This window comes from Janthinobacterium sp. C22 (genome assembly GCF_057919405.1).
The window spans coordinates 6,347,643-6,366,798 of sequence record NZ_CP193659.1; the positions used below are offsets into that span (position 1 = coordinate 6,347,643).

General features: G+C 64.7%; 20 protein-coding genes and 2 pseudogenes. 10 read left to right on the forward strand and 12 right to left on the reverse strand.

The features are described 5' to 3' along the window. Nucleotides 1-672: 672 nt before the first annotated feature. Genes ACRHIG_RS29740 through ACRHIG_RS29780 form a run of 9 tightly spaced genes read right to left on the reverse strand, consistent with a single transcriptional unit; the run spans nucleotide 673 to nucleotide 7,576 of the window. Nucleotides 673-1,110 carry a nuclear transport factor 2 family protein gene (locus ACRHIG_RS29740; protein ID WP_489628833.1) on the reverse strand — a complete coding sequence of 146 codons (438 nt, stop codon included), beginning with the start codon at nucleotides 1,108-1,110 and terminating at the stop codon, nucleotides 673-675. Then, nucleotides 1,107-1,874 (reverse strand): SDR family NAD(P)-dependent oxidoreductase, encoded by a 768-nt coding sequence (locus ACRHIG_RS29745; RefSeq protein ID WP_489628834.1) that lies wholly within the window; start codon nucleotides 1,872-1,874, stop codon nucleotides 1,107-1,109. The genes ACRHIG_RS29740 and ACRHIG_RS29745 overlap by 4 nt, the downstream gene beginning before the upstream one ends. Beyond that, nucleotides 1,871-2,428, reverse strand: coding sequence for a DUF3833 domain-containing protein (locus ACRHIG_RS29750; protein WP_475413882.1), 558 nt, complete (start codon nucleotides 2,426-2,428; stop codon nucleotides 1,871-1,873). Before ACRHIG_RS29750 ends, ACRHIG_RS29745 begins: the two co-directional genes overlap by 4 nt. A 21-nt stretch (nucleotides 2,429-2,449) precedes the next feature. Continuing rightward, the gene (locus ACRHIG_RS29755) at nucleotides 2,450-3,694 is read right to left on the reverse strand and encodes an MFS transporter (protein WP_489628835.1); all 1,245 of its coding nucleotides are present in this window, start codon (nucleotides 3,692-3,694) and stop codon (nucleotides 2,450-2,452) included. Further along, the gene (locus tag ACRHIG_RS29760) at nucleotides 3,691-3,813 is read right to left on the reverse strand and encodes a hypothetical protein (RefSeq protein ID WP_489628836.1); all 123 of its coding nucleotides are present in this window, start codon (nucleotides 3,811-3,813) and stop codon (nucleotides 3,691-3,693) included. Before ACRHIG_RS29760 ends, ACRHIG_RS29755 begins: the two co-directional genes overlap by 4 nt. Continuing rightward, nucleotides 3,798-4,238 carry a chalcone isomerase family protein gene (locus tag ACRHIG_RS29765; protein ID WP_489628837.1) on the reverse strand — a complete coding sequence of 147 codons (441 nt, stop codon included), beginning with the start codon at nucleotides 4,236-4,238 and terminating at the stop codon, nucleotides 3,798-3,800. Before ACRHIG_RS29765 ends, ACRHIG_RS29760 begins: the two co-directional genes overlap by 16 nt. 2 nt (nucleotides 4,239-4,240) lie before the next feature. Next, a complete protein-coding gene (locus ACRHIG_RS29770; RefSeq protein WP_489628838.1) occupies nucleotides 4,241-5,482 on the reverse strand; it encodes a class I SAM-dependent methyltransferase in 1,242 nt (413 codons plus the stop codon). Then, entirely contained in the window at nucleotides 5,479-6,276 is a 798-nt protein-coding gene (locus ACRHIG_RS29775) for a DUF1365 domain-containing protein (protein ID WP_489628839.1), read from the reverse strand. The genes ACRHIG_RS29770 and ACRHIG_RS29775 overlap by 4 nt, the downstream gene beginning before the upstream one ends. Next, entirely contained in the window at nucleotides 6,266-7,576 is a 1,311-nt protein-coding gene (locus ACRHIG_RS29780) for an NAD(P)/FAD-dependent oxidoreductase (RefSeq protein WP_489628840.1), read from the reverse strand. Before ACRHIG_RS29780 ends, ACRHIG_RS29775 begins: the two co-directional genes overlap by 11 nt. A gap of 203 nt (nucleotides 7,577-7,779) precedes the next feature. On the opposite strand from ACRHIG_RS29780, the gene ACRHIG_RS29785 reads away from it, so the two are divergent. The 5 genes and pseudogenes from ACRHIG_RS29785 to rpoH all read left to right on the forward strand — a co-directional run bounded on the left by ACRHIG_RS29785 (nucleotide 7,780) and on the right by rpoH (nucleotide 12,911). Beyond that, nucleotides 7,780-8,721 (forward strand): MerR family transcriptional regulator, encoded by a 942-nt coding sequence (locus tag ACRHIG_RS29785; protein WP_489628841.1) that lies wholly within the window; start codon nucleotides 7,780-7,782, stop codon nucleotides 8,719-8,721. A 164-nt stretch (nucleotides 8,722-8,885) separates the two neighbouring features. Further along, a pseudogene (ftsY, locus tag ACRHIG_RS29790) lies at nucleotides 8,886-9,939 on the forward strand (signal recognition particle-docking protein FtsY). A gap of 8 nt (nucleotides 9,940-9,947) precedes the next feature. Next, nucleotides 9,948-10,691, forward strand: coding sequence for a cell division ATP-binding protein FtsE (locus ACRHIG_RS29795; protein WP_475413874.1), 744 nt, complete (start codon nucleotides 9,948-9,950; stop codon nucleotides 10,689-10,691). Continuing rightward, the gene (gene ftsX / locus ACRHIG_RS29800; RefSeq protein ID WP_489628842.1) at nucleotides 10,688-11,608 is read left to right on the forward strand and encodes a permease-like cell division protein FtsX; all 921 of its coding nucleotides are present in this window, start codon (nucleotides 10,688-10,690) and stop codon (nucleotides 11,606-11,608) included. The genes ACRHIG_RS29795 and ftsX overlap by 4 nt, the downstream gene beginning before the upstream one ends. Nucleotides 11,609-12,018: 410 nt before the next feature. Further along, nucleotides 12,019-12,911 (forward strand): annotated as a pseudogene (rpoH, locus tag ACRHIG_RS29805) (RNA polymerase sigma factor RpoH). Nucleotides 12,912-13,000: 89 nt separating this feature from the next. Here the strand turns inward: rpoH and ACRHIG_RS29810 are convergent. Then, a complete protein-coding gene (locus tag ACRHIG_RS29810; protein WP_489628843.1) occupies nucleotides 13,001-13,225 on the reverse strand; it encodes a hypothetical protein in 225 nt (74 codons plus the stop codon). Nucleotides 13,226-13,445: 220 nt separating this feature from the next. Here ACRHIG_RS29810 and ACRHIG_RS29815 point away from each other — a divergent pair, with 220 nt between their 5' ends. Beyond that, nucleotides 13,446-13,898, forward strand: coding sequence for a hypothetical protein (locus ACRHIG_RS29815; RefSeq protein ID WP_475414699.1), 453 nt, complete (start codon nucleotides 13,446-13,448; stop codon nucleotides 13,896-13,898). Between the two features lie 3 nt (nucleotides 13,899-13,901). Here the strand turns inward: ACRHIG_RS29815 and ACRHIG_RS29820 are convergent, their stop codons facing one another. Next, a complete protein-coding gene (locus tag ACRHIG_RS29820; protein WP_489628844.1) occupies nucleotides 13,902-14,249 on the reverse strand; it encodes an antibiotic biosynthesis monooxygenase family protein in 348 nt (115 codons plus the stop codon). Further along, nucleotides 14,246-15,352, reverse strand: a complete 1,107-nt coding sequence (locus tag ACRHIG_RS29825) for a cytochrome P450 (protein WP_489628845.1) — start codon at nucleotides 15,350-15,352, stop codon at nucleotides 14,246-14,248. The genes ACRHIG_RS29820 and ACRHIG_RS29825 overlap by 4 nt, the downstream gene beginning before the upstream one ends. Nucleotides 15,353-15,428: 76 nt before the next feature. On the opposite strand from ACRHIG_RS29825, the gene ACRHIG_RS29830 reads away from it, so the two are divergent. From ACRHIG_RS29830 to ACRHIG_RS29845, 4 genes are read left to right on the forward strand one after another with little or no spacing between them, the layout of a single operon-like run. Continuing rightward, nucleotides 15,429-16,127, forward strand: coding sequence for an ArsR/SmtB family transcription factor (locus ACRHIG_RS29830; RefSeq protein ID WP_489628846.1), 699 nt, complete (start codon nucleotides 15,429-15,431; stop codon nucleotides 16,125-16,127). Further along, entirely contained in the window at nucleotides 16,124-16,564 is a 441-nt protein-coding gene (locus ACRHIG_RS29835) for an ABC transporter ATP-binding protein (protein ID WP_489628847.1), read from the forward strand. The genes ACRHIG_RS29830 and ACRHIG_RS29835 overlap by 4 nt, the downstream gene beginning before the upstream one ends. Before the next feature lie 14 nt (nucleotides 16,565-16,578). Next, complete coding sequence (locus tag ACRHIG_RS29840) at nucleotides 16,579-16,848, forward strand: ATP-binding cassette domain-containing protein (RefSeq protein ID WP_489628848.1); 270 nt, start codon at nucleotides 16,579-16,581, stop codon at nucleotides 16,846-16,848. Next, nucleotides 16,845-19,127 (forward strand): CPBP family intramembrane glutamic endopeptidase, encoded by a 2,283-nt coding sequence (locus ACRHIG_RS29845; protein ID WP_489628849.1) that lies wholly within the window; start codon nucleotides 16,845-16,847, stop codon nucleotides 19,125-19,127. Before ACRHIG_RS29840 ends, ACRHIG_RS29845 begins: the two co-directional genes overlap by 4 nt. The last annotated feature ends 29 nt before the right edge of the window (nucleotides 19,128-19,156 follow it).

The following is a 19,156-nucleotide window of genomic DNA, read 5'->3' on the forward strand; positions in this document are numbered from 1 at the left end:
TTTCAGGCATCCCGACCATCGCCAACCGTACTACGCGACAGAGCCAGTGCCCCTTGCCAACCAATGCATTGGCCTGATTGACCATTCCATCATAGCGCATGGCATGCTGGCACCCGTTGTATTAGTGCAACAGTATCAGGCGAGTGATTAAAACGTCAACATGCTTTACCCATCATTTTCCCTCGAATATTTACGCGACAAAGCGCACAATTTGTCAGGCGATAATGGATAAACGGGACGAAGCATACACGGCATCGCCAATGTTTGCTGCCGAACGCCCAAAAACGGGAATTCATGCGCCCGCTTTTGGTGCGTTGCCGCATTATTCAGGGGCGTAGGCGCCATTTTCGACGTCGGCGCGCGCGTCAGGAAAATAGGCAAAGTGACAATACAATTACTGACTTTCCGGTAATTTAAATTGCTCACATAGAAATGTTTTCCATGTTTTCCAGCCAACGCCGCAGCGCGCCGATTTGAACGGATGAGGACGACTCTTGCTTGCAAATTGCACATCAGTTGAAACAATTTCTTACAATGTTGCCTTCTCAATATTTTGACATATTTGTGTCCAAAAAACGACACTTTGATTGAAATCAAGTTTTCGTCAGCCCCATTCCGCACAATTTACTTTTTCTTTTTCGCATTTTTTGCTTAAAAGCATCAAGAAAAATGCTAGTTCCGGCTTGCGCGCCGGAGCAGGCGCATGAAAGGGCCCAGCAACGGCAGTTTTTCATACAATTCTTCCGCCGCATCCCAATAATCGCGGTGTACGACCACCCGTCCCTGCGCATCGAAGCGCACATGCGTTGCGCCACGAATGCACTGTTCGCCAGATACCAGGCGTTTCATGCGGAAATGAAACTCCCATGTCAGGAACGCCTGCTCCCCCTGCCCCAGGCTTTCCAGCACGACAAACCGGGGCGCATCGACTTGCACGAACATGTGTTCGAAGATGGCCAGGATGGCGGCATGGCCCACCACTTCGTTGAACGGGTCCTTGAAGCGGGCGTCCGGCGCGTACACGGCGCCCAGCTGGGCCAGGCTTTCCAGGCTCAGGTGCTCGTAAAACGCCACCAGGCGCGCCAGCGGGCCGTCCATGGTTGCGTTCATAGGCCCGTCACCTTGCGGATCAGCCAAAAATAGGCGCGGTACGGCAACAGCCGCGCCAGGCGCATGGTATTCGTGAAGCGTTTGGGGAAATGGATGTGGAACTGGCCCCGTTCGATGCCGTCGAGCATGGCGGCGGCCGCGTCCTGCGCCGTCATCAGCGCAGGCATGGTGAAATCGTTGCCCGCCGTCAGCGGCGTGGCGACAAAACCAGGGTTGATTTGATACACGTCAATCCCCCACCCATGCAAATCCAGATACAGCGATTCCGTCAGATTGATCAGCGCCGCCTTGCTGGCGCCATACGCGAGCGCCTTGGGCAAGCCGCCATAGCCGGCCACCGAGCCGACGATGCCGATGCCGCCGCTGCCCTGGCGCAACAGCCACGGCAGGGCCTGCTCCAGGCAATTGAAGACGCCGCCCACGTTCAGGGCCAGCAAGCCCTGCGCCGCTTCCAGGTCGAAACTGTCGGCGCGCATGGCCTGATAGCCGCCCGCCACGACCAGGATCAGGTCGATATGCGTCCACTGCTGCTGCAATGCCACGCAGACGGCCCGCACTTGCGCATGCTGGGTGATATCGAGCGGCAAGGCCTGCGCCAGCGGCTGTCCCTCGCACAGTTGCTCCAGGCTGGCGCGGTGGCGGGCCGACAGGGCCACGCAGGCGCCCTGCTGCAGCAGCAAGGTGGCACAGGCGGCGCCGATGCCGCTCGACGCGCCGATGATCCACACGCGCTTGCCGGCCCAGCTGGTGATCTTGCGATTCATGGGGCCGCCTGTGGACGCTTGCTGAACGATAAAGTGACGGCGCCCAGGCTGAAGCCGAACTTGCTCATGGCGGCGCGGTTGAGCATGACCTTGTCATCCATCAGGAACATCCAGTCCTCGAAGTCGACGTGGTAGACCGTGCCATCGACGGGCAACGCCAGCACGTATTGCCAGCGCAGCGCATTGCCGGCCACTTCGCCGACGGCTTCCCCGATCACGTCGGGCGCCGTGCCGATAAAGCGTCCGGGCGCCGTCTTGCGCAAGGTCCACACGCGCCGTTGCCGGCTACCATCCGCATACGTGAAATCCTCGTCCAGGGTGCCGATCTCGCCCGCCCAGCTGGCCCGCATCACCACGGTGAAGCGTTTCACGACCTTGCCGGAGCGGTCCTGGAAGATGCCATGCGCGTCCAGCGTGCCGTTGAAGTACTGCTGCAGATCCAGCTTGGGTGTTTCCTGCGCGTACGTGGCAGGCGTGGGCGGCGTGGAGCAGGCGGCCAGCGCCAGCAGCAAGGCGGCCGCCATGCCGCGTGCATACAATGTCATGAGGCGCATGCGTGGTTCTCCCGATGTTCGCTATATATGTTGCAAGGGCGTCCGCCACAGCAGCAGCGCCGCCAGCAGTTTCAAGGCGCAAGGCAGCAAGGCGTACGCGGCAGACAAGGCCGGCAAGCCTTTGCTGCCGCCCGGCACATAGCCGAGCCAGCCCAGCAGGGGCAAGGCGATGCCGGCCGCCAGCGCCAGGCTCATTTGCACGCCCCAGTTCCACCAGCCGAAATACGCCGCCTCGTGCCGCCCGGCATGACCGGCCGCGCCGATCAACCCTGCCAGCAGGGCCGGCGGCAAGGCCAGGTCGGCGCCCAGCGCCAGGCCCGACAGCAGGCAGATGGCGGCAAAGCCCCAGGCGGCGCCCGCGCCCAGGCCATATGCCCAGACAAACACGGCCGCGGCCAGCAGCATGGCGCCGCCCCAGGCGCGCGCCTCGCCAAAGCGGCGCGCCAGCGCCACCCACACGGGCATCGAGGCGGCCGCCGCGCAAAAATAGACGATCAGGAACGGCCCCGCGTAATGGCCCAGGCGCAAGTAGTCGCCGGCAAAGAACAGGAACAGGGTGGCGGGAATGGCGGCCGCCACGCCATTGACGAGCAAAACAGAGAACAGCCAGCGGAACGCGCGCTGGCGAAACGGCAGCTTCCAGCCATTGCCGGAAACCGCTTCCCCGGCGCTGCGCAACGCGGGACGCGGCGCGCGCGCCAGCAGCAGCGCACCCGCCGCCAGCAGGCAGAAGGCAAAGGCCAGCGACAAGCCGTCATAGCCAAGCACGGAAGTCAGCCCGGCCGCCAGGACCACGCCGAGCAAGCCGCAGCCTTCGCGCACGGCCGCCACGCGCGCCCGCTGCGTGGGCGCCTGGGTGAGCGCCGCGCCCCAGCTCTGGTGCGCGATGCCGGCCAGGCCATAGGCGGCATACACGAGCAGCAAGGCTGCCAGGAACCAGGCCAGGGTGGCCGCCTCCTGCATGGACGGCGGATGGAACAGGGCGCCAAAGCCCAGCAGCAGCAAGGGCAGCGCGGCGCCGACATACACGGCATACGCGCGCCCGCCGCGCGCCATCCAGGCGCCGAGGGCAGGGTCGATGAAGGCGGCGGCGATGCGGGCCGCCAGCAGCACGGCGCCGATCTGCGCCAGGTCTAGACTGCTGCGCTGCGCATAGAACGGCGCCACATAGATATAGATGGGCAGCGCCAGCATGGCCAGCGGCAAGCCGAACAGGCCATAACTGAACAGGGCAGGCAAGCTCAACGCGCTGGCCCCGGCGTTCATGGCAGCGGCGCCGCACTCTGCAGCAAGGCCGCGCGCAGCTTGGGCGCCGTCGATTCGGGCGCCAGCCAGATGGCAAAAAAGGCGCGCGCGAAATCGCCATCGCTCACGTCGGCCAGCACCTTGCCGTCGAGGTAAAGCGCACGCCGGGCGCGATGCCGGCCCGGTAGGCGCCCGCGATGCGCTGGCCTTCCTTCACATCCGGGAAGATGCGCTGCATGCTGCCCAGCCACGCCAGGCGCTGCTCCGGCGTGCCGGCGCCGATTTTCTGCATCTGTTCATAGCTGGCCTCGGCGATCTTCTTGCCGTCGAGCGAACGCGCGTAGCGCAATTCCAGCACGAAAGGCGCCGTTGCCGACGCCGCGCCCTGATAACCGTTCGCGCCCACCCACAATTGCGCCCGATAAATACGCATGCCGAACCACGTGTATTCGCCCTCCCCCGCCAGCCGGGCTTCGGGCACGTCGGCGGCGACAAAGGCCGGCGGCGCGGCCGCGGCGCCCAACATGGTCAATGACAGCACAACGGTGGCAAGCAGGCGGCGCATGGTCAGTCCTTCACCAGGGTAAATTGCATCACATCCGTGTTGTGCGCCTGAAAGGCGGCCTCGCAATACGCGAGGTAAAACTCCCAGGTCAGCAGGAAACGGCCATCGAAACCCTGTTTTTCCAGGGCCGTGCGCTGGGCCAGGAAGCTGGCGCGCCACTGGCGCAGGGTTTCCGCGTAATCGAGGCCAAAGCGGAAGGCGTCTTCCACGCGCAAGCCCTGCACCTCGGCGGCGCGGCGGAACTCGGCCGGCGACGGCAGCATGCCGCCCGGGAAGATGTACTGTTGAATGAAATCCGTGCTCTTGCTGTAGCGCTCGAACAATTCGTCGGCGATGACAATGGTCTGGATACAGGCCCGTCCGCCCGGCTTCAGGTTGCGCGCCACGCAGGCGAAATAGCCGGGCCAGTAGCGTTGCCCCACGGCTTCGAACATCTCGATCGAGGCGATGGCGTCGTACTGGCCATCGCTGTCGCGGTAATCGCACAGCTGCAAGTCGGCCTGCGCCGCCAGCCCCGCGTCCCGCAGGCGCTGGCGCGCATACGCCAGCTGCTCGGTCGACAAGGTCAGCCCCGTCACGTGGGCGCCGTAATCGCGCGCCGCCGTTTCCGCGAAACCGCCCCAGCCGCAGCCGATTTCCAGCACCTTGGCGCCTGGCGGCAGCTGCAGCTGATCCGCGATGCGCGCGTATTTCGCCCCTTGCGCCTGTTCCAGGCTGGCGCCCTCGCTGAACAGGGCGCTCGAATACGTCATCGACGGGTCCAGCCACAGCTGATAGAAGGCGTTGCCGATGTCGTAATGGGCGTGGATATTCTTCTTGCTGCCGGCGCGCGAATTGCGGTTGAGCAAATGCCGCAGCTTGTAGACCAGGTTGCCCCACCAGTTGCCATAGATCAAGGACTCGATCTGCGCGCGGTTGCGTATCATCAATTCGATCAAACCCGGCAAATTGTCCGTGCGCCAGTCGCCGGCGATAAACGTTTCCGCAAAGCCGATATCGCCCGAGCGCAGGACGGCGGAACACAGGCGCCAGTTGTGCAAGTCCAGGGTGACGGGGTGGCTGCCATCGCCGTACAGCAGGATACTGCCATCCGGCGTGCGCAGACGCAGGGCGCCATATTGTAATTTTTGCAGCAGGCGCACGATCATGCGCGCGCTGGCGGGCATGTCCAGATGCACATGCCCATGCAAATGGGTGGAACTGCTGCGCGCATGCAGGCCGGTCGGCAGGGAATCGGAGCTCATCGGGACACCTTTTCTTGTGGAGGGTGGGGTTTGCTGAAAAACGGCACGCGGCGCAGCCACAGGCGCAAGGCTTGCCAATGGATGCGCGCCATCACGCCAAACGTCATCAATGGGTAGCGCAGCAGCGCCCAGGCGATGGCGCCATCGCGCAGCGGCTGCGCCGTGCCGGACAAGCTCGTCTGCAGAATCGGCCCGTCGAGGTCGTCGTAATCGACCCGGGCCAGGTGGCGCTCACCATCGTGTTCGCTGTTGCGCAGGAAACGGAAGCGGTAATGCCCTTCCACCTTGCAAAATGGCGAGACATGGAAAATTTTGCTGGCCTGCAATTCGCTGCCATAGGCGATGGACCCGCCTTGCTCGAGCAAATACAGGTGGCGCTCGCCGAAGGTGTTGCGCACGTCGCAGACCACGGCGCGCAGCGCGCCGTCCGGACGGTGGCAAAACCAGAAACTGACGGGATTGAAGACATAGCCGAACAGACGCGGCATGGTTTGCAGCCAGATTTCGCCGCCCGCGTCCAGCACGCCATGCTGGCGCAGCAAGCCATCGATCCAGTCCAGCAGCGGCGTCGCGCCATCGCCATGGTCGCTGTCGCGGAAGGACAGCACATTGGCGCCGTTGCGCGAGATCCAGCGTGCCGGGAAATCCTGCATCCCCATGCTGCGCAAGGGCAGGCGCAGATAAAACATGCCGTAAGCAAAGGCATGCGCGCGCGGGCGCAGGCGCGCATGGCGCACCCGCCCCAGGCACAGCTGGGGCTGCGGCCGGGCCGGCTGCGTGGGATCACGCGGCATGGCCAAGCTCCGCCGCCGCCATGTCATTGAGCACTTGCGCCACGGCCAGGCCCGACTTCAAGCCGTCCTCGTGGAAACCATAGCCCGTCCAGGCGCCCGCGAACCACGTATGCTGCGCGCCCTGAAAACCGGCCAGGCGCGCCTGGGCGGCAATGGCCGCGCCATCGAACACGGGGTGGGCATACGAAAACTCGTCGAGGATGGATGCCGGGTCCGGTTCATCGAGGGGATTGAGCGAAACGATGACGGGCGTGGCAAAGGGCAAGGGCTGCAGCTGGTTCAGCAAATAATGCACGCACACTTGCGGCGCCTCCCCTTCTTCGGCCGGCCTGCCCTGGTAATTCCAGGCCGACCAGGCGCGGCGCCGCCGCGGCAGACAGGACGCATCCGTGTGCAGCACGGCCCGGTTCGGCTGGTAGCGCACGGCTTCGAGCACGGAGCGCTCGTCGTCGCGGATGTCCGCCAGCAGCGCCAGCGACTGGTCGCTGTGGCAAGCGAGCACCACGTGATCGGCGTGCTCGACGCCAGCGGCCGTGTGCAGCTCGATCATGCGCGCGCCGCCGTGGGACTGGCGGCGCACGGCCAGCACGGGACAGGCCAGGCGCTGCTGCGGAATGCCTGCCAGCAGTTTCTCCACGTACACGCGCGAACCGCCCCGCACCGTGCGCCACTGGGGCCGGTCGCTCACTTGCAGCAAGCCGTGGTTGTGGCAAAAACGGATGAAGGTGGCCAGCGGAAAGGCCAGCATCTGACGCGCCGGGCACGACCAGATGCAGGCGGCCATCGGCAGCAGATACCAGTGGCGGAATTCCTCGCCATAACCGTGCAGGTCGAGGAATTCGCCCAGCGACATGGCCGGCGCCGGCACGCTGGCCGTGGCCAGGGCGCTGGCCTGGCGGTTGAAGCGCAGGATATCGCGCAGCATGCGCAGGAAGGCGGGGCGCAGCAGATTGCTGCGCTGGGTGAATACGGTATCGAAATTGGCGCCCGCCCATTCCAGCACGCGGGCATCGGGGGCAGTACCCAGAGGCATCTTCACGGAAAACGACATGTCGCTGTCGGCCGCCTCGACACCGAGTTCCTCAAACAACCGCACCAGGTGCGGATAGGTGGCGTGGTTGAACACGAGAAAACCCGTGTCGACGCCATGCGTGACGCCATCGAGCGTGACATCGACCGTGTGACTGTGGCCGCCAAAGTAGTCGCCCGCTTCATACAAGGTGACGTCCTGGCCCGCCTGCGCCAGGCGATAGGCACACGACAATCCTGCAATTCCTGCTCCGACGACGGCAATTTTCATGAGTACACCTGTATTAAGTTTGTCCTGGACAAAATGAGCCTCATGGATAATCGATGAAATATTGATTTATGTCAATGAGCGCTCTCAGCCGCACATAAACTTATACGCAAGCAATTTCCAATCGGATTCAGCGATTTGGTCCGGGGCGGCGGAAGGCGTAAAATGCATGCCACGTTCTTCCGCAAGCGAGCAAAGCCCCTGGTATGGATACTGACCTGCAACCTACTTCCGCCTTCAGCATCAGCGATGTCGAACGCGACACCGGGCTGGCCAAGGAAACCTTGCGTGTCTGGGAACGCCGCTACGCCTTTCCCCAGCCCCAGCGCGACGCCTTTGGCGAGCGCAGCTACCCGGCCGAGCAAGTGCAGAAATTGCGCATGGTCAAGCGCCTGCTGGACCTCGGCTTTCGTCCGGGCAAGATCATGCAGCACAGCACCGTGCAACTGCAGCAGCTGGCCAGTGCCGGCAGCGCGGCGCCGGCGGCGCCGGCACCGCAGCTCGAGCATTACCTGTCCCTCTGCCGTGGCCACCAGATGGCGGAACTGGGTGAGGCCCTGCGCCAGGCGCTGGCCGTGCTGGGCTTGAAAAGCTTCACCATCGACGTCATCGCGCCCCTGACGGGCCTGGTGGGCGAAGCGTGGGCCTGCGGCGAACTGGCCGTGTATGAAGAGCATCTGTACAGCGAAACCTTGCAGACGGTGATGCGCCATGCCATCTTTTCCCTGCCGCAAGCAAGCAGCCCGTCCATGCGCACGCCGCGCATCGTCCTCAGCACCTTGCCGCAGGAGCGGCATGGCCTGGGCCTGCTGATGGCCGAGGCGCTGTGCGCGGCGGCGGGCGCCCATTGCATGTCATTGGGGGTGGAAACGCCGCTGACGGACATCGTCGCGGCCGCCCGCGCGCAGCGGGCCGACATCGTGGCGCTGTCGTTTTCCAGCGCCAGCAAGCAGCGGCAGACGCGCGACAGCCTGCAGCAGCTGCATGCAAGCTTGCCACCAAGCATGGAGTTGTGGGCCGGCGGACGCAGTCCCGTGCTGTACAAGCAGCCGCCCTCGTTCCTGCATGTGCTGGACTTGCGGCAAGTCGACGAAAGCATCGCCGACTGGCGCCGCCGCCACCAGGCGCTGGCCCTGCAAACCCATTGATCCGGCTGGAAAGCGCGGCAACTGCGGCGATCTCCGTGGATAGCCGCGCAATGTTGCCAATCGAACAGTAAAGCATGAAGGGCCGGGCGCGCTCTGGTAGAATAGCCCGTAACACAGTGTCCGGCGCCGCCGGGCCTTAGGTCAGCACCCGCCACCACACATCCATGTTTAGTTTCTTCAAGAAAAACCCATCGCTCCCGAGGCTGCGCCAGCCGAGCCCCTCGTCCTTCCCGCCACGCCGCCTGCACCGCAGCCTGCCGCTGCGCCCCTGAGCGGCGCGCCGGCCGAGCTCGTGCCCGTGATCGTGGCCGCCGAACCCGAGAAAAATCGTGGATGACGCGCCTGAAGGCGGGCCTATCGAAAACCTCGACCACTTTATCCGTGCTGTTCGTCGGCGCGAAGATCGACGACGCCCTGTACGAAGAGCTGGAAGCGGCGCTGCTGATGTCCGACGCCGGCATCGACGCCACCGAATTCCTGCTCACGGAATTGAAGAAAAAGGTCAAGGAAGACAAGCTGCTGGACGCGGCCGCCGTCAAGGCCGCCCTGAAAGTGCTGCTGATCGAGCTACTGAGCCCGCTGGAAAAACGCTTCGAGCTGGGCCGCCACAAGCCGCTGGTGATGATGATTTCCGGCGTGAATGGCGCCGGCAAGACCACCACCATCGGCAAGCTGGCCAAGCACATGCAGTCGAACAACCAGTCCGTGCTGCTGGCCGCGGGCGACACCTTCCGCGCCGCCGCGCGCGAGCAGCTGATGGTCTGGGGCGAGCGCAACAACGTCACCGTCATTTCGCAGGAATCGGGTGACCCGGCCGCCGTGGCCTACGATTCCGTGCAATCGGCAAAGGCGCGCGGCATCGACGTGGTCATGGTCGACACGGCCGGCCGCTTGCCGACGCAGTTACACCTGATGGAAGAATTGAAGAAAATCAAGCGCGTGATCGGCAAGGGCATGGAGGGCGCGCCGCATGAAACCCTGCTCGTCATCGACGGCAACACGGGCCAGAATGCCCTCACGCAAGTGAAGGCCTTCGACGATGCCCTGCAATTGAGCGGCCTGGTGATCACCAAGCTGGACGGCACCGCCAAGGGCGGCGTGCTGGCGGCGATTGCCCGCGTGCGCCCCGTGCCCGTGTATTTCATCGGCATCGGTGAGAAAATTGAGGACTTGCAGCCCTTCGTGGCTGCCGAATTTGTCGAAGCGCTGCTCGGATAAGCCCATACATGATTGAATTTCAGCACGTCTCCAAGCAATACTCCGCCGACGCCGTGGCGCTCAGCGACATTTCGCTCAATATTGCCAAAGGCGAGCTGGTCTTCCTGGCCGGCCCGTCCGGCGCCGGCAAGTCCACCTTGCTGAAGATGATCGCCGCCATGGAACGGCCCACGTCGGGCAAGCTGATCGTCAATGGCCAGGACATGGCGAAGATCAAGCCGGCCGGCGTGCCCTTTCTGCGCCGCAACATGGGCCTGATCTTCCAGCAGCAAAAACTGCTGAACGACCGCTCCATCCTGGCCAACGTCATGCTGCCGCTGCTCGTCGTCGGCGCGCACAAAGTGGCGGCCGAGCAGCGCGCGCGCGCCGCGCTCGACAAGGTGGGACTGCTGGACCGTGCCATGGCGCGCCCGCTGTCGCTGTCGGGCGGCGAACAGCAGCGCGTCTCGATCGCGCGCGCCATCGTCAACCGGCCGCAGATCATCCTGGCCGACGAACCGACGGCCAACCTGGACCGCGCCAGCGCCAACAAGGTGCTCGACGCCCTCAAAGCATTTCACTCGGTGGGCGTGACCTGCCTCATTTCCAGCCATGACGAACAGATGCTCGACGCCGCCGCCCGCGTGATCCACCTGAAGAACGGCCAGCTGGTCGCCATCGACAAGGCCACGCAGGCGCCCGTCTTCGCCCCGCCCGATCCCGATTTCGCCCCCTCCCCCGATGCGGACGACGCGCAGGGAGAACAGGCATGAGAGGCTGGTTCCGTCAACACCGCTTCGCGCTCGGTTCGGCGCTGATTCACTTGCGCAAGTCGCCGGGCGGCTTTCTCTTGAACGTGCTCGTCGTCGCCATCGCCCTGTCGCTGCCGTTCGCCGGCTTGACCATGCTCGACAATGTGCGCCCCATGTCGGAACAGATGTCGGTCGACCCGGAAATCAGCGTCTTCCTGAAGATCGACACGCCGCGCGAGCAAGCCGTGGCCCTGGCCAGCGCCATGCGCAAGATCGTCGGCGAGCAAAAGGCGAAGATCGTCTTCATCCCGCGCGAACAGGCGCTCGACACGCTAAAAAACAAGAACGGCCTGGCCGACGTGCTGAGCACCCTGGGCGACAATCCCCTGCCCGACAGCTATGTACTGAAACTCGACGCCTTCAGCAGCGCCCGCGAAGCGCAGGACGTCGATGCCGTGGCGGAACAATTGCGCCACTTGCCAGGCGTGGAATCGGCGCAAGTCGATTCGGCCTGGGTCAAGCGACTGGCGGCCCTGCTGGGCGTGCTGCGCCTGGTGCTGCTGTTGCTGGCGATCACTTTGGGCGTGGCCGTGATCGCCGTGGTCTTCAATACCATCCGCCTGCAGGTGATGCAGCAGCGCGATGAAATCAGCATCTCGAAACTGATCGGCGCCACCGATACTTTCATCCACCGCCCCTTCTATTACACGGGCGCCCTGCTGGGCCTGTGCGCCGGCGCGCTGGCGCTGGGCGCCGTGGCGCTGGCCTTGCAGCCGCTCAATACCGCAATTGCCGAGTTTGCGCGCCTGTACGCGTCCGAATTCCAGCTGGTGCCGCTGGCGCCGCTGCCGATGGCCGGCTTGCTGGCCGTCAGCGCCGGCCTGGGCCTGATCGGCGCCTTCCTCTGCGTGCAGCGCCACCTGGCGCGCCTGAACTGACCTTCCTTTCCATGGCGGCGCCTGCGGTGCCGCCATGCGCCTCGCCATCCCCATCTGCTGTTATCTTGATATTAAGCAAGTATTCTTAAGGTTCGCTTCAGCCAGAGGCCGTAGACTGGCTACGTTGTCGTAAAGCGCTATATCGCGCTGTTCAGAGATATATATCAAGCATTAAATCACCATAGCATTTAGGCTATCAGGACGATTAAATGTGCTGATTGGCACTCTCAAGCAGAGAGTGCTAATATAGGGACATACCAACAGCAGAACCGCCATGGACGCCAGATGAAGATGGTGCCGCGGTCTGCAAAGTGCAAGACCGAATACGCAAAACAGAACAGACGATAAGGCCACGTCGTGTGATGTGGCCAACTGGAACACAGCAAGACTACGAGGGAGAAAACATGACTATGATGTCCGCAACATCCGCATTGGTTCCGACCAAAAGTAATGCGCTGGGCCTCGGGTTCACTGGCAATCTGGGCAATATCGACGCCTATATCTCGGCCGTGAACCGTCTGCCCATGTTGACCCACGACGAAGAAATTTCGCTGGCGAAACGCCTGCGCGAAAAAATGACCTGGCCGCCGCGCAAGAGCTGGTGCTGTCGCACCTGCGCCTGGTGGTCTCGATTGCCCGCGGCTATCTGGGCTATGGCTTGCCGCACGCCGACCTGATTCAGGAAGGCAATATCGGCTTGATGAAAGCCGTGAAACGTTTCGATCCGGACCAGGGCGTGCGCCTGGTGTCGTACGCCATGCACTGGGTGAAAGCCGAGATGCATGAGTATATCCTGAAAAACTGGCGCCTGGTCAAGGTCGCGACGACGAAGGCGCAGCGCAAGCTGTTCTTCAATCTGCGCAGCCACAAGACGGGCCTGGACGCGATGACGCCGAAGCAGATCGATGCGCTGGCCAAGCTGCTCGACGTGAAGCGCGAAGAAGTGATCGAGATGGAAACGCGCTTGAGCGGCCGCGACATCGCGCTGGAATCGCCGACCGACGATGAAGACGACAAGTTTTCGCCGATCGCCTACCTGTCGTCGGAGCAAAGCGAGCCGACCAAGGTGCTGGAAGCGGAACAAGTGACGCGCCTGCAATCGGAAGGCCTGGAAACGGCCTTGAGCAAGCTCGATGCCCGTTCGCGCCGCATCATCGAAGCGCGCTGGCTGGCCAACGACGACGGTTCCGGCGCCACCCTGCACGCCTTGGCGGAAGAGTTCGGCGTATCGGCCGAGCGCATCCGCCAGATCGAAGTGGCGGCGCTGAAGAAAATGAAGGGCGCCCTGGCGGCCTACGTGTAATCGAAAGCAATGCCGCAATGCAAAAGGCGCCGCAAGGCGCCTTTTAGTCTTCTAAATGATATTTATCAACAGATAAACATTGTCAGCCCTTATGCTGCAGCCAAGCCCTTGGTGATCAGCTCGGCGACGAGTTCATTCAGATCCGCGCCGCGTTCCTTGGCCAGGGTCTGCAATTGCAACACCAGATCGCTGTTCAGCTTGACGGCGAACGGCACCAGGCCCAGGGCCTGATCGCGCTTGCGCTGCTCGCGGCGGTCGACGACCACCGCTTCCTTACCGAATGCACCGGCGCCGGGAACATTCATCTTTCCCATCAGTTTCTTGGCATCGCTTTTGGCCAGGTCGGTTTTTTCATGGTTGTTTCCTGATTTTCAAAACAGCCATTCTACGCAGTAATCGGCGCGCCGCGTGGCCGGCGCGTCAATTCATCGGCAGCGCGCCAATGGTGCGCCCAAAAAATATCATTTTGTTATTATCATTTTTATCCCATGCGTGGATGCCACGCCGGGGAAGCTCTACCTGAAAGGAAAAAACATGCATTACCTCCATGACTCCTATCGTCGCTTGCTTTTACCCATCTTCATCGCCTGCCTGGCCGTGCTGGCGGGCTGCGGCGCGGCCGGCAGCGCAGGCGACGCGGAAAACACGCCGCGCAGCGTCACCCACGTGCTCTCGCCGGGCGAACAGGTCGCCATCACGGCCACCGATACCCTGAAACTCGAGCGCGTCAACGACAGCCGCTGCCGCAAGGGCGCCGTGTGCGTGTGGAAAGGCTACGTCAGCTACAGTTTCAGTTTGCTCAACAGCGCGGGCGCCACCGATATCGTCTTGTCCGAGTCCATGCCCGGCGCCGCCAGCTCCGTGACCGTCAACCACCTGACGTTCACCCTGCTCGACGTCGATCCGGCCACGCCGCCCGCCCTCAACGCGGCCGCGCCCACCTACCGGGTCAAGGTGAAAATCACGCAGGGCGCCCTGCCCCGCTAAGCGTCAGGCATCGTGGCGCTGGCGGCTGTCGGTCGGCGCCTGTTGCCGCTCCAGCATGCCGTAATCGCGCACCACGCCGGCGATGCGCAGCCGGTAGTCGTCGAACACGCCGTGCCGGCCGGCCGACTGCGCCGCGCGGTGCGCTTCCAGCTGCCGCCACTGCGCCAGCGCCGCTTCGTCGCGAAAGAAGGACAGCGACAGCAGTTTGCCTGGATCGCTCAGGCTGCTGAAGCGCTCGATGGAAATGAAACCCTCGACCTCATCGAGCAGGGGACGCAGCGCGGCGGCCAGGTCCAGATACTGCCGGCGCCCTTCCGCGCTGGGCCAGACTTCAAAAATCACGGCGATCATGCTATTTCTCCAGCGCTGAAGACAGGGATGCGGGCATTCTGCGAAGGCCGGTACGACCAGGCCAGCGGCATGTCTTCCAGTCCGTCGGCCCACGCCTGCAGGCAAGCCGTGGTGATGGTCTGCGCGATGGACTGCCCCGGACAGGCGTGGCGGCCATGGCCAAAGCCTGCCTCCGCCTGGCCGGCGCCGGCCAGCACGACGGCGATCATCTGCCCGGCCGGCACGCGTACGCCGTGCAGTTCCACGGCATCGGCCGTGTAGCGGCGCGTGTTGTGGACCGAGGGATCATGCCGGCTGATCTCGCGCAGCAGGGCCGGCCATCGCTCGGGCGCGGCGCGCAGTTGCGCGTGCAAGGCCGGCTGCGCGCGCAAGGCCACGACGGCATTGCCCAGCAAGCCGGCCGTGGCGTCGCAGGTCTGCGACAGCAAGCCTACGAGGTTGGCCAGCACGCCGCCCGATGCCGGCCAGCCCCTGGCATCCGCCTCTGCCACGATAGCGGCCAGCAAGCTGCCGGGCAACGCCTGTCCCTCGCGCAGCAACACGCTAAAACTTTGCAACAGAGCATCGGCCGCTTGCTGCGCGCCAGCCAATTGTTCCCCATTGCTCAGCGGCGACAAACAGGCGACAAAGTCGCGCGTCCAGGCGGCCAGTGCCGGCCATTGCGTTGGCGCAAAGCCCAGCAAGTCCGCCATGACAAACAGGGGCAGCTCAAAAATCGCTTCGTTCAGCTGGACGGCGCTGCCGGGAACGCGGCCGCCGGCAATCTGCATCACCCGTCCATGCCGGCGCGCCAGATCCACTTGGCCCAGCGCACGCGCCAGCACCTGTTTCGGCACGGCATGCCGCTCGCCATCATTCATGCGTACCAGTTCGGCAAAGATCGCGCCGCATGGCGTGCCTGCCAGTTTGAGCGGCACGGCCTGCCCCGGCGGCCGCACGCGGCAAGCGGGATGCCCGAGGACGGCCCGCACGCCAACGGCTCCCGTTGCCAGCCAGCAATCGAGCGGCGCCTCGAAACGCAGCGGCGGGCCTTCCGCCAGGCGGCGATAGTAGTCATACGGCGCCGCGTGGGTGACGGCGGAAAAAGGGTCGGCGGGCGGCATGCGCATTCCATTGCAGTGAAGTGGGGACACGAGTATGCTGGTCCTTCCACCACAACACTTCGCCCACGGACGAATCATGGATGACAAACTTCCCTCGGCCGACATGGGCCTGGCGCAACTGGCCGGCGCCATCGCCGAACCGGCCCGCGCGCGGATGCTGTGCAGCCTGCTCGATGGCCATGCGCGCACAGCCACGGAATTGGCCACCTTGGCCGAGGTGGGCGCCTCGACGGCCAGCGCCCATCTGAGCCGCTTGCGCGAGGATGGCTTGCTGTCGATGCTGGCGCAGGGCAAGCACCGCTATTACCGCCTGGCCAGCGTGGAGGTGGCGCGGGCGCTGGAAGCGCTGCTGGTGGTGGCCGGCGTGCCCGCAACACCCTTTACGCCCACCACGCCGGACCGCTTGCGCCATGCGCGCACCTGCTACGACCACATGGCCGGCACGGTCGCCGTCGCCATGCACGACCAGTTGCGCGCGCAAGGCTGGCTGCTCGACGATGGCGGCGAAGGCGAATATCGCCTGTCGGAAGCGGGCGCAGCCGGCATGGCGGCGCTGGGCATCGACGTGCCGCAACTGCACAAGCAGCGCCGCCGCTTCGCCTGTGCCTGCCTGGACTGGAGCGAACGGCGCGCCCACGTGGGCGGGGCGCTGGGGGCGGCCCTGCTGCAGCTGGCCCTGCGCCGGCGCTGGGCCGAGCGCGAACTCGACAGCCGTGCCCTGCGCATCGCACCGGACGGCGAGCGGCGCCTGCTGGCGGCCCTGGGTGCAACATGATCGCCTTCGAAGGTTTGTCCAAACACTACGGCACCTTCGAGGCCGTCAAGCCGCTGACCTTGCAGGTGGGCAAAGGAGAGGTTTTCGGCTTCCTGGGTCCGAACGGGGCCGGCAAGACCACCACCATCCGCATGCTGATGGGCATCCTCGTGCCCAGCGCCGGCCGCGTGCTGGTCGATGACCTCGATTGCCACCGCGATGGCGCCGCCGTCAAGCGCAAGGTGGGCTACCTGCCCGACACCCCCATCTTTTACGATTATTTACGCGGACGTGAAATCCTGCAATTCGTGGCCGAAATGCATGGTTTTTCGCGCGCGGAAGCGGCCGATCGCGCCGCGCGCCTGTTGACGGAATTCGGCCTGGACGAGGCGGCCGAAGACTTTGCCGTCAATTACTCGCTGGGCATGAAGAAAAACTGGGCCTGGCCTGCGCGCTGATCCATGATCCGGCCGTGCTGATCCTCGACGAGCCGATCAACGGTCTCGATCCGCGCGCCTCGCGCGACGTGCAGGAACGGCTGTTACGCATCGCCGCCGCCGGCACCACCATCTTCGTGTCCACGCATTTGCTGGACATGGCGCAAAAGCTGTGCAGCCGGGTCGCCATCATCCACCGGGGTGCCCTGGTGGCCACGGGCAGCCTGGATGAGATTCGCCGGCAACTTTCCAGCGATGGCAGCCTGGAAGACCTGTTCTTGCAACTTACCGACGACACCGCATGACACCGGCGCCGCCCACCGCCTGGCGCGCCGTCTGGCTGCTGACGCGTTTGCGCCTGCAGCGCCTGCTCAACGTCAGCGGCCGTGGCCTTTCCTTCACGAAAAACAATAAAAGCCGCCCCGCCACGCCCGGCAAGCGCGGCGGGCGCTGGCTGCCGGGCGCGCTGCTGCTCGTGCCCATGCTGTTTTCCTTCGGCAGCATCGCCCGCCATGGCGTACTGAACATGCATTGCCTGCTGGACCAGGTGGCCGCCTGCCAGGCGCGCGGCAGCCTGTACACGGACAGCCACCTGCTCGACTCCGTCATCGCGCAATTGATGGCCACGCCGTTCAGCGCGGCGCTGATCGGCGGGCTGACCCTGCAGCTGGCGCTGCTGTGGCTGGTCAGCGTCCTGCTACCGCTGGGCATGGGAGAGCTATCGAAGCCGGACTGGGACCTGGAATGGCTGGTCACCCTGCCTATCGAGAAAAGCACCGTGCTGTGGGCGCGCGTGCTCGAACGCACGCTCGTTAACCCGGCCGGCTTGCTGGCCCTGTGGCCCAGCACGACCATGATCGCCTGGTATGCGGGCCAGGGCTGGCTGTCCCCCGTGACGGCGCTGCTCGCCAGCCTGGTCCTGCTGACCCTGGCCGCCATGCTGCGCACCCTCGTCGACACGGGCTTGCGCCTGTCGCTCAATCCATCCCAGCTGGGCAACCTGCAAGCCGTGATTTCGCTGGCCGGTCTGTTGCCCATGTATATGGGCATGTCCTTCGGCATGGGCACGGGCGGCTTCGCGTATGCATGGGCGGCCGCCATGCCCGCCTGGAGCGGCTGGACGCCGCCGGGCCTGCTGGTACGGCTGCTCAGTGCCGAGGGTATCGCCGCCTTGCTGCCTGCCTCCCTGCTGCTGGCGCAAGTGCTGCTATTGATGGGGCTGGGCATGGCCATCCTGCGCCGCCAGCTGCGCCACGGCGTCGTGGGCGCGGGCCAGCGCGAAGGCACGCGCAAGCCGGCACTGGCGCCATCGGCCTCACGCCGGTGGCGCCCGCGCCTCGGCACGGCGATCCAGCGGCGCGAACTGACGTTACTCTTGCGCGACCGCAATTTTCTCGTGCAAACCCTGTTGCTGCCCCTGCTGATCCTCGGCGGCCAGGCGGTATTCTCGGGCCAGGCGCGCGACCTGCACGCGCTGCTGGCCAACCCCGTCCTGCTGGCCTCCACCGGCTTTTTCCTCGGCAGCTACGTGCTGATGATGTCGGCCTTCCAGACCCTGAACAAGGAAGGCGGCGCGCTGTGGCTGCTGTACACGTTTCCCGTTTCCGTCGAGCAGGCGCTGCGGCAAAAGGCGCAGCTGTGGGCCCTGCTGGCCCTGTTGTATCCAGTCACCCTGTTCGGCGCGGCGCTGGCCTGGCTGCCCGCCTGGTCGTGGCAAACGGGCAGTCTGATGCTGCTGGCGCTGGCCGGCGTTCCCCTGTACGCGGCAATCGCCGTGGCACTGGGCGTGTTTGCCAGCGACCCGCTGGCCACCGAGGCAACGGCAAAGGTGCGCCCAGCCTATATGTACCTGTATCTGCTGTTGACCGGCCTGTACATTGCCGCGCTGGCCGCCGGCAGCGCCGTGCAGCAACTGGTGTTTGTCATGCTGACGGTGGCCCTGGTCGTAGCCCTGTGGCAAAAGGCGCGCGACGCGCTGCCCTACCTGCTCGATCCCGCCGCCTCGCCGCCGGCCACGGTCTCGGCGGCCGACGGCCTGATCGCCGCCATGCTGTTCTTTATTCTGCAAACCCTGCTGTTGATCCTGCTCAAGGACCAGGTGGCCGGCGTGCTCACGTATGTGCTGCTGCGCCTCGTGTATTCGCGCGCCGGGACGACGGGCGTGCCGCGCATCGGACAGGGCCGCCAGCCGTGGTGCTGGGGAGGCGCGGGCGCCTGTATCGCGGCGCTGGCCGGCATCGGCTGCGCGGCCTTGTTGCCGCCGGCCGCTTCGCCATTGATCCAGATCAATGGCAACGGACTATGGCTGGCGGGACTGACGCTGCTGGCCGCGCCCCTGTGCGAGGAATTCCTCTTCCGCGGCTTGCTGCAGGGCGGCTTGCGCCGCTCACTGCCGGCCTGGCAGGCGGTCGGCACCGGCGCCGCGCTGTTTGCCATGATGCATCCGCCCGCCGCCATGCTGCCCGCCTTCGTGCTGGGCCTGTGCGCGGGCCTCGCGTACGAGCGCAGCGGCGCGCTGCTGGCGCCCATGCTGGTACACGCCGGCTACAGCGCCGCCCTCCTCGCGTATCAGCTGCATACGTAATCACCGGCAAATTTGCTAGAATCGCACAC